11 protein-coding genes are annotated in these 8,193 nt (G+C 63.6%); 10 read left to right on the plus strand and 1 reads right to left on the minus strand.

The features are described from left to right. The first annotated feature begins 64 nt into the window (after positions 1–64). The 8 genes from LB526_RS23205 (at position 65) to trmB (ending at position 7,611) form a co-directional block, all read left to right on the plus strand. Entirely contained in the window at positions 65–1,057 is a 993-nt protein-coding gene (locus LB526_RS23205; protein WP_411962568.1) for a PhoH family protein, read from the plus strand. Between the two features lie 12 nt (positions 1,058–1,069). Continuing rightward, on the plus strand, positions 1,070–1,567 hold the full coding sequence (ybeY, locus tag LB526_RS23210; protein ID WP_224602907.1) for an rRNA maturation RNase YbeY: 498 nt from the start codon (positions 1,070–1,072) through the stop codon (positions 1,565–1,567). Positions 1,568–1,594: 27 nt separating this feature from the next. Next, the gene (locus tag LB526_RS23215) at positions 1,595–2,668 is read left to right on the plus strand and encodes a hemolysin family protein (RefSeq protein WP_224602909.1); all 1,074 of its coding nucleotides are present in this window, start codon (positions 1,595–1,597) and stop codon (positions 2,666–2,668) included. A gap of 12 nt (positions 2,669–2,680) precedes the next feature. After that, entirely contained in the window at positions 2,681–3,199 is a 519-nt protein-coding gene (locus tag LB526_RS23220) for a VOC family protein (RefSeq protein WP_224545235.1), read from the plus strand. Between the two features lie 128 nt (positions 3,200–3,327). Beyond that, a complete protein-coding gene (gene lnt, locus LB526_RS23225; protein WP_224545236.1) occupies positions 3,328–4,914 on the plus strand; it encodes an apolipoprotein N-acyltransferase in 1,587 nt (528 codons plus the stop codon). Positions 4,915–5,053: 139 nt separating this feature from the next. Then, on the plus strand, positions 5,054–5,476 hold the full coding sequence (locus LB526_RS23230) for a helix-turn-helix domain-containing protein (RefSeq protein ID WP_140545192.1): 423 nt from the start codon (positions 5,054–5,056) through the stop codon (positions 5,474–5,476). 162 nt (positions 5,477–5,638) lie between these two features. Then, positions 5,639–6,904 carry a methionine adenosyltransferase gene (gene metK, locus LB526_RS23235; protein ID WP_095765968.1) on the plus strand — a complete coding sequence of 422 codons (1,266 nt, stop codon included), beginning with the start codon at positions 5,639–5,641 and terminating at the stop codon, positions 6,902–6,904. After that, entirely contained in the window at positions 6,901–7,611 is a 711-nt protein-coding gene (trmB, locus tag LB526_RS23240; protein ID WP_224545245.1) for a tRNA (guanine(46)-N(7))-methyltransferase TrmB, read from the plus strand. Before metK ends, trmB begins: the two co-directional genes overlap by 4 nt. Before the next feature lie 29 nt (positions 7,612–7,640). On the opposite strand, the gene LB526_RS23245 is transcribed toward trmB, so the two are convergent. Continuing rightward, positions 7,641–7,802 (minus strand): hypothetical protein, encoded by a 162-nt coding sequence (locus LB526_RS23245; RefSeq protein WP_181174833.1) that lies wholly within the window; start codon positions 7,800–7,802, stop codon positions 7,641–7,643. Here LB526_RS23245 and LB526_RS23250 point away from each other — a divergent pair. Then, the gene (locus LB526_RS23250; protein ID WP_224526699.1) at positions 7,786–8,028 is read left to right on the plus strand and encodes a CopG family ribbon-helix-helix protein; all 243 of its coding nucleotides are present in this window, start codon (positions 7,786–7,788) and stop codon (positions 8,026–8,028) included. The two genes, LB526_RS23245 and LB526_RS23250, sit on opposite strands and share 17 nt — an antisense overlap. Beyond that, positions 8,025–8,193 (plus strand): type II toxin-antitoxin system RelE/ParE family toxin (locus LB526_RS23255; protein WP_224629962.1); only part of this gene is annotated, 169 nt, incomplete at its 3' end. The genes LB526_RS23250 and LB526_RS23255, both read left to right, overlap by 4 nt.

Genomic DNA, 8,193 nt, shown 5'->3' on the forward strand with positions numbered 1-8,193 from the left:
GAGACGGTTGAGCGCTGCTGAACTGAAGAATCCGCCCCCGAACCAGGCGTCCGGGGCTTCCGACATGGCGCACATCGTACTGACCTTCGACAACAACAAGCTTGCCAGCGCCCTTTATGGTCAGTTCGACGAGAATCTGGCCCGGCTCGAGCAGAAGCTCGGCGTGGATATCCGTTCGCGCGGCAACCAGCTTGCGATCAAAGGCTCGGCTCCGGCCGCCGAGCAGGCGCGCCGGGCGCTGGATACGCTCTACGGCATCCTGCAGAAGGGCGTCGACATCGGCCAGTCGGATGTCGACGGCGCCGTGCGCATGGCGATTGCCGCCGACGACCAGCTGACGCTGCCCACCTTGGAGCGCAAGGGCAAGGTTTCGGCCGCCCAGATCGCGACGCGCAAGAAGACGATCTATGCCCGGTCGCTGACGCAGGACGCCTATATGCGGGCGCTGGAGCGCTCGGAAATGGTCTTCGGCATCGGCCCGGCCGGCACCGGCAAGACCTATCTTGCGGTCGCGCATGCGGCCATGCTGCTCGAACGCGGCATGGTTGAGCGCATCGTGCTGTCGCGCCCGGCCGTCGAGGCCGGCGAGCGGCTGGGCTTCCTGCCCGGCGACATGAAGGAGAAGGTCGACCCCTATCTGCGGCCACTCTACGACGCGCTCTACGACATGATGCCGGCCGACAAGGTCGAGCGCGCGATCGCCGCCGAAGTCATCGAGATCGCGCCATTGGCCTTCATGCGCGGCCGCACGCTGGCGCATGCGGCGGTGATCCTCGACGAGGCGCAGAACACCACGCCGATGCAGATGAAGATGTTCCTGACCCGTCTCGGCGAGAACTCGCGCATGATCGTCACCGGCGATCCGACCCAGATCGACCTGCCGCCCAACACCAAGTCGGGGCTGGTCGAGGCGCTGCGCATCCTCGACGGCGTGCCGGGCATCGTCACGGTCCGCTTCAACGAAGGCGACGTGGTGCGCCACCCGCTGGTCGCCGAGATCGTCAAGGCCTATGACCGCGACGGCAAGCTGGCGCGAGGCCTCGGCGCCGAAAGCTGATCAAAAGGCCGCATGGCTGCAGACAACAAATCCTCTGCCGGAATCCCGGTCGACATCGATATTTTCATCGAGGCCGGCGCTTGGCCCGCGGAAGCCGAGTTGACGCGTCTGGTCGAGCGCGCAGTTGCGGCCGCTTTTGCCGAGACCGGCGCGGGCGGCGCTTCCGAGCTCAGCGTCGTTTTTTCCGACGATGCCCATATCCAGGCGCTCAATGCCGAATGGCGCGGCAAGGACAAGCCGACCAACGTCTTGTCTTTCCCGGCTTTTTCGTTTTCGAAAGGCGGCAAGCTGCCGCCGATGCTGGGCGATATCGTGCTGGCTTCCGAGACGGTATCTCGCGAGGCGGCACTGGAAGACAAGCCGGTTGCGAACCATATCACCCATCTTGTTATCCATGGCCTGCTGCATCTTTTGGGCCATGATCATGAGACCGACGCCGAGGCCGAGGAGATGGAAGCGATCGAGCGCGCGGCGCTTGCGAGACTTGCCATTCCCGATCCCTACGCGTAACAAAAAAGCTCAATTGACCCGATGGCGATGAACGACACACCAGAAACTGCCGCCCGTCCGGACGCCGGCAGTGCTGCCAAGTCTTCCGAAAAGACGGAAGAGGGCTCAAGTCCGAGTATTCCGACCGGCAGCGCGGCCGCTGAGCCGACGCATGCCGGTCCTTCCCTTGTCGACCGTGTGCTTGGCCTGTTCCGGCACCGCAACGGCACCAGCCTGCGCGAGGAAATCGCCGGCGCGCTTGCCGAAACGGCGACCGATGCCGGCGCCTTCTCGCCCGGCGAACGCGCCATGCTCAACAACATCCTGCGCCTGCGCGAAGTCCGGGTGGAGGACGTCATGGTGCCGCGCGCCGACATCGAGGCGGTCGAGATCAACACGACGCTTGGCGATCTGCTTGGGCTGTTCGAGCAGTCCGGCCATTCGCGCATGCCGGTCTATTCCGAGACATTGGACGATCCGCGCGGCATGGTCCACATCCGCGACGTACTCGCCCACATCACCAAGGTCGCCCGCGTCAAGAAGGGCCGCACCAGAGCGAAGGCGCCGGTGTCGACCGCGCTCGACCTTGCTCAGGTCGATCTCGCGCGCACCATCGGCGATCTCAGCCTGATCCGTCCGGTTCTGTTCGTGCCGCCCTCGATGCTTGCCTCCGACCTGATGGGGCGCATGCAGACGACCCGCACGCAGATGGCGCTGGTCATCGACGAGTATGGCGGCACCGACGGCCTCGCCTCGCTGGAGGATATCGTCGAGATGGTGGTCGGCGACATCGAGGACGAGCATGACGACGACGAGCCGATGATCACGCAGACCGGCGACGGCGTCTTCGTCGTCGACGGCAAAGCCGAGATCGACGAGGTCGCCAAGATGATCGGCGAGGATTTCGCCGCCGGCGAGCATGGCGAATATGTCGACACAATCGGCGGCATGATCTTCAACACGCTCGGCCGCGTCCCCGCTCGCGGCGAAGTGGTGCAGGCTATCCCAGGTTTCGAGTTCCACGTGCTCGACGCCGACCCGCGCCGCGTCAAGCGCGTGCGCATCGTGCAGAGCCAGAAAGGCGAGCGTCGCCGCCGCGCCGCGCGCACCGAGCAGGCCTGACACCGTCGCGACATGCCCGTCGACGATCCTTTCAAGCATGCCGTTCTCGGCTCAGGCGTCTTCTATAAAGATCCGCGCGCCGCATTGACCTGGCTGCAGGCGGCCTTCGGCTTCGAGCCAAGCATGGTGGTGAGCGACGCCGACGGCCGGCTTGTCCATGCCGAAATGCGTTTCGGCGACGGCTACATCATCGTCGATTGCGAATGGGCCGAGCATGTCGCCAGCCCGGCCTCGGTCGGCGGCAAGAACACCCAGGCCGTCTATATCCGGCTGCGGCAGGATCTCGACGCTCATTGCGAAAAGGCACGTGCGGCCGGCGCGGAAATTCTTCAGGGACCGACGGATCATTTCTACGGCGAGCGCCAATACCGCGCCCGCGATCCCGAGGGTCATGTCTGGACGTTCAGCCAGACCGTGCGCGTTGTCCCGAAGGACGAGGCCGAGCGGCTGAGCGGCTGCGGATCGAGGGCTGGCACAACTGAGCATTTTGCACCCAACCGGAATCGCTTGGCGTTGCAGAAATGCGGCTAAGGCAAAGAGCTATGGCGGGATACCGATATAGCGCGACGGCGCATCAGGCTGCGCTTATCTGGGTTTGGATCGGGCGGTGCAGCCTGTTAAACCTCTAGCTCCCTGATTCGCGCGACTTGGGACGCTTGATGCAGCGCTTTGCCGGCCGGATAATTCTGCTGTGGGGGTGGCGGCGGGCTCTGGTTGCGTTTGCCGCCGGAGCGCTGGCGGTGCTTGCCCAGGCGCCTTATGATTTCTTCGCCGTCTGCTTCGTTTCGTTCCCGGTCCTTGTCTGGCTGCTCGACGGCGCCACCGGCGAGGCGTCAGATGGCTGGTTGAGGCGCCTGAGGCCGGCCTTCGCCGCTGGCTGGTGGTTCGGCTTCGGCTATTTCCTGGCCGGTCTTTGGTGGATCGGCCAGGCATTGCTGGTCGAGGCCGACAGCTTCGCGTGGGCCTTGCCCTTCGCCGTTGTCGGCATCCCGTTCGCGCTCGCTTTCTTCTATGGCTTTGCCACCGTTGTAGCGCGGCTGTTCTGGAGCAGCGATATCGGTCGTATCGCGGCGTTAGCCTTCGGCTTCGGGCTCGCGGAATGGCTGCGCGATTTCCTCTTCACCGGCTTCCCGTGGAATGCCGTCGGCTATGCCGCAATGCCGGTGCCGCTCCTGATGCAGAGCGTATCGGTGACCGGCATGATCGGCATGAATGCGCTTGCGGTCTTTGTCTTTTCGCTTCCTGCGCTCCTCGCCGCGCGCCACCATCTCAAGCTCGGCCTCGCCTTGTTCGTGATCCTCGTCGCCGCCCATGTCGGCTTCGGCTATGTCAGGCTTGCGGCACCGGTCGAATCGAGCCGCGCGATCGACGTTCGCATCGTCCAGCCGGCGGTCGATCTCAGCGAGAAGTGGGATGCCTCGGTGCGCGACCGCATCTTCGCGACTTTGCTGGGGATATCGGGGAAAGCGCCGGAACAGGGCCATGCCAAGCCGCAGCTTATCCTGTGGCCGGAGACATCGGTGCCGTTCCTTTTCACCGAGCGTCCGGACGCGCTGACGGCGCTGGGCGACATGCTGGCCGACGGTCAGATGTTGATTGCCGGTGTCGTGCGCGAAGAAGGCGGATCGGCCAATGCCGGCAGCCGCTACTACAATTCCGTCGTAGCGATCAACGACAAGGGCGAGATCGTCGATGCCGTCGACAAGGTGCATCTGGTGCCGTTCGGCGAATATCTGCCCTTCGCCGACTTGTTCGAACGCTTGGGCATAGGCCAACTCGTTGCCGGGCCGATGAATTTCGCCGCCGGCAACGAACGCCATCCGATCGGCGTTCCGGGCGGCCTGCGTGCCGCTCCGTTCATCTGCTACGAGGTGATTTTTCCCGATCTCGTCGCTGCTGACGCTGCATCCGCCGACTTGATTGTAAACGTCACCAACGACGCATGGTTCGGCGACACGCCAGGCCCGTATCAACACTTCAGGCAGGCGCAGATTCGCGCAGCGGAGAATGGAATGCCTCTGTTGCGCGCGGCTAACAATGGCATATCGGCCGTCGTCGATTCGCGCGGGCGCATTGTCGATGCGCTTGCCGTCGACGCGCGCGGCGCTATCGACGCGCATGTGCCCGTTTCTGGGCGCTCCCTCCTGCCCGCCGAACAGCGACGCATTAACGGATTGCTGATCATGTTGCTGTTTGCGCTGATTGCCTTCACACTGAATGTAAGGCAGCGGCTACGGGTGAATTGACAGTCGGCACATTAGAAACTCATACTGTAACGCCTAAAATTTTCTCGAAGTCGGTTGGAGGGTTCTGTTGGGGCAGGTGGCTCCGGCTTCATATGGGCGGAACAAATAGAAAAAGCCGGAAAAATTCGGCGAGGAAAAAATGACAGAAGAGAACAAGAAGAAGCCGAATCCGATCGACATCCATGTCGGGAGCCGCATCCGGCTGCGTCGCAATATGCTTGGAATGAGCCAGGAAAAGCTGGGTGAAAATCTCGGCATCACCTTTCAGCAGATCCAGAAGTACGAGAAGGGCACAAACAGGGTTGGCGCCAGCCGCCTGCAGGCGATCGCCTCCATCCTGAGCGTTCCTGTCGCCTTCTTCTTCGAGGATGCCCCGGGCGAGGAGCCCGCCGGCGGCACCAGGGGATTTGCCGAAGACTCCTCGATGGCGTTCGCCATCGAATTCTGCGGCAGTCCCGAGGGTCTCCAGCTCAACCGGGCCTTCGTCAAGATCGGCGACGTCAAGGTGCGCCGCAGGATCATCGATCTGGTGAAGGCGCTTTCCGCCGAGGACGCCGATTGATTTGCCTGATGCCGCCGGCGGTTTCATGCCGCTGGTGGCATAGCCGACCTTGCCTACATTCATGCCAGATCCGTCGCGCCGCTTGACGAGCGGCGCCCGGCACCGCTAACACGTGGCGCGCCAAAATCGGCAGCTTGCCGATCTTTTCAAGAGGGGACACCCGTGACGCGGCAGAACTATCTCTTCACCTCGGAATCCGTCTCCGAGGGTCATCCCGACAAAGTCTGTGACCGTATCTCCGACGAGATCGTCGATCTGGTCTATCGCGAAGCCAAGAAGACGGGCATGGATCCGTGGAAGGTGCGCGTTGCCTGCGAGACGCTGGCCACCACCAACCGCGTCGTCATCGCCGGCGAGGTCCGCGTCCCGGACACGCTTTTGAAGAAGGACAAGGCGGGCAACGTCCTCAAGGACGCGTCCGGCCACCCTGTGGTCAACCCGGCCAAGTTCAAGTCGGTTGCCCGCAAGGCGATCCGCGAGATCGGCTACGAGCAGTCCGGCTTCCACTGGAAGACCGCCAAGATCGACGTGCTGCTGCATGGCCAGTCGCCCGACATCGGCCAGGGCGTCGACAATGCCGCCGACCGCCAGGGCGAGGAAGGGGCCGGCGACCAGGGCATCATGTTCGGCTACGCCTGCCGCGAGACGCCCGACCTGATGCCGGCACCGATCTATTACAGCCACAAGATTCTCGAACTGCTGGCAGCGGCACGTCATGAAGGCAATGGCGAGGCCGGCAAGCTCGGTCCGGACGCCAAGAGCCAGGTCACCGTGCGCTATGCCGACGGCAAGGCGGCGGAAGTCACGCAGATCGTGCTCTCCACCCAGCATCTCGATGCGAACTGGGACTCCAAGAAGGTCCGCAAGGTGGTCGAGCCCTATATCCGCGAGGCGCTTGGCGACTTGAAGATCGCCGAGGACTGCAACTGGTACATCAACCCGACCGGCAAATTCGTCATCGGCGGGCCTGACGGCGATGCCGGCCTCACCGGCCGCAAGATCATCGTCGACACCTATGGTGGCGCAGCCCCCCACGGCGGCGGCGCCTTCTCGGGCAAGGACACCACCAAGGTCGACCGTTCGGCCGCCTATGCGGCGCGCTATCTTGCCAAGAACGTGGTGGCGGCCAAGCTTGCCGACCGCTGCACCATCCAGCTCTCCTACGCCATCGGCGTCGCCCAGCCGCTGTCGGTCTATGTCGACCTGCACGGCACCGGCAAGGTGGACGAAGCGAAGCTCGAGGATGCGCTGCGCAAGGTGATGGACCTGTCGCCGTCGGGCATTCGCCGTCATCTCGACCTCAACAAGCCGATCTATGCAAAAACCTCGTCCTACGGCCATTTCGGTCGCAAGGCCGGTCGCGACGGCTCCTTCTCCTGGGAAAAGACCGATCTTGCCAAGGCGCTCAAGGACGCCGTCGCCGCCTGACGCCAGCGGACGCAAAGGATAGGCCGAGCCGGGCGACCGAAGGATTCTTCGGTCGCCGGCACGGCAAGACTATCCGCCCGCAGCAGGCGATCGCCCTCGAAAGCGGCCTGCGCCAATACCGGGTCGACCTGACGGCGGAAGCGCCGGCCGATCTCAGGACCTTGTTCAAGGCACCGGTCTCGACGCTGCAGCTGGAAATCGGTTTCGGTGGCGGCGAGCATCTCCTGCATCGCGCGACGGAAGCGCCGGGAACCGGTTTCATCGGCGTCGAGCCTTTCGTCAACGGCATGGCCAAGATGATGACGGCGCTCGGCAAGGCGCCGCTTGCCAATCTCAGGGTCTATGACGACGACGCCACGCGGCTGCTCGACTGGCTGCCGGAAGCCTCGCTCGACGGCATCGACTTGCTTTATCCCGATCCGTGGCCGAAGAAGAAGCACTGGAAGCGGCGTTTTGTCGGCGCCGCCAATCTCGACCGCTTTGCCCGGGTGCTGAAAGCCGGCGGCAGGTTCCGCTTCGCATCCGATATCGACAGCTATGTGAACTGGACGCTGCTTGCCTGCCGCGAACACGGCGCCTTCGCATGGCAGGCCGAGGACGCTTCCGGCTGGCACCAGCCCTATGACGGCTGGCCAGGCACCCGCTACGAGGCCAAGGCCATCCGCGAAGGACGGCGGCCGGCCTATCTGGCCTTCATCCGGAAATAGACGGCACCAAGGTGTCGTAATCAGCCGCTCTAGAAGCGGCCGATTCGGTCGAAAGCGGCCGGATCGATGCCGAGTTTCTTCAGGTCGCTGCGTCGCCGCTCCGCCTCACGGCATGCGGAGTTGACGAACCACTTTGGTTCTACCACATTCACAATGAACCAGAATGGAGACAGGATGATGAGCGCCTTCACCGTGCGGCTTCCGGATGAGACTGTGGCCAAGCTGGACCAACTGGCGGAAAAGGTGGATCGCTCTCGTTCCTACGTCGCCGCTCAAGCGATCGAAGACTATGTCGCCAGGGAAGAATGGCAGCTTGCCGAGATCGAGGCCGGCCTTGACGAAGCCGATCGAGGAGAATTCGCACGCGAGAAGGACTTGGCCGGCGTCATAGCGAAATACGTCAAGCCCGAACGATGAAGCTGACCCGCTGGACCCAGCGCGCCGTGCGTCGTCTCGACCAGGTTGGCGCTTTCATCGAAAAGGACAATCCAACGGCCGCGGCACGAGTGGTTGCCGGTATCGTTTCCTGTGCGGACAATCTCGCCGAGCAACCCGCCATGGGGCGGGTCGGGCGTGTGAAAG

It is taken from the genome of Mesorhizobium sp. CA6, assembly GCF_020165035.1.
GTDB lineage: Bacteria > Pseudomonadota > Alphaproteobacteria > Rhizobiales > Rhizobiaceae > Mesorhizobium.

What these genes read in the sequence shown, in the direction of transcription:
- LB526_RS23205 (WP_411962568.1), top strand. Translation starts at nt 65, where the DNA reads ATGGCGCACATCGTACTGACCTTCGACAACAACAAGCTTGCCAGCGCC.
- ybeY (WP_224602907.1), top strand. Translation starts at nt 1,070, where the DNA reads ATGGCTGCAGACAACAAATCCTCTGCCGGAATCCCGGTCGACATCGAT.
- LB526_RS23215 (WP_224602909.1), top strand. Translation starts at nt 1,595, where the DNA reads ATGAACGACACACCAGAAACTGCCGCCCGTCCGGACGCCGGCAGTGCT.
- LB526_RS23220 (WP_224545235.1), top strand. Translation starts at nt 2,681, where the DNA reads ATGCCCGTCGACGATCCTTTCAAGCATGCCGTTCTCGGCTCAGGCGTC.
- lnt (WP_224545236.1), top strand. Translation starts at nt 3,328, where the DNA reads ATGCAGCGCTTTGCCGGCCGGATAATTCTGCTGTGGGGGTGGCGGCGG.
- LB526_RS23230 (WP_140545192.1), top strand. Translation starts at nt 5,054, where the DNA reads ATGACAGAAGAGAACAAGAAGAAGCCGAATCCGATCGACATCCATGTC.
- LB526_RS23250 (WP_224526699.1), top strand. Translation starts at nt 7,786, where the DNA reads ATGATGAGCGCCTTCACCGTGCGGCTTCCGGATGAGACTGTGGCCAAG.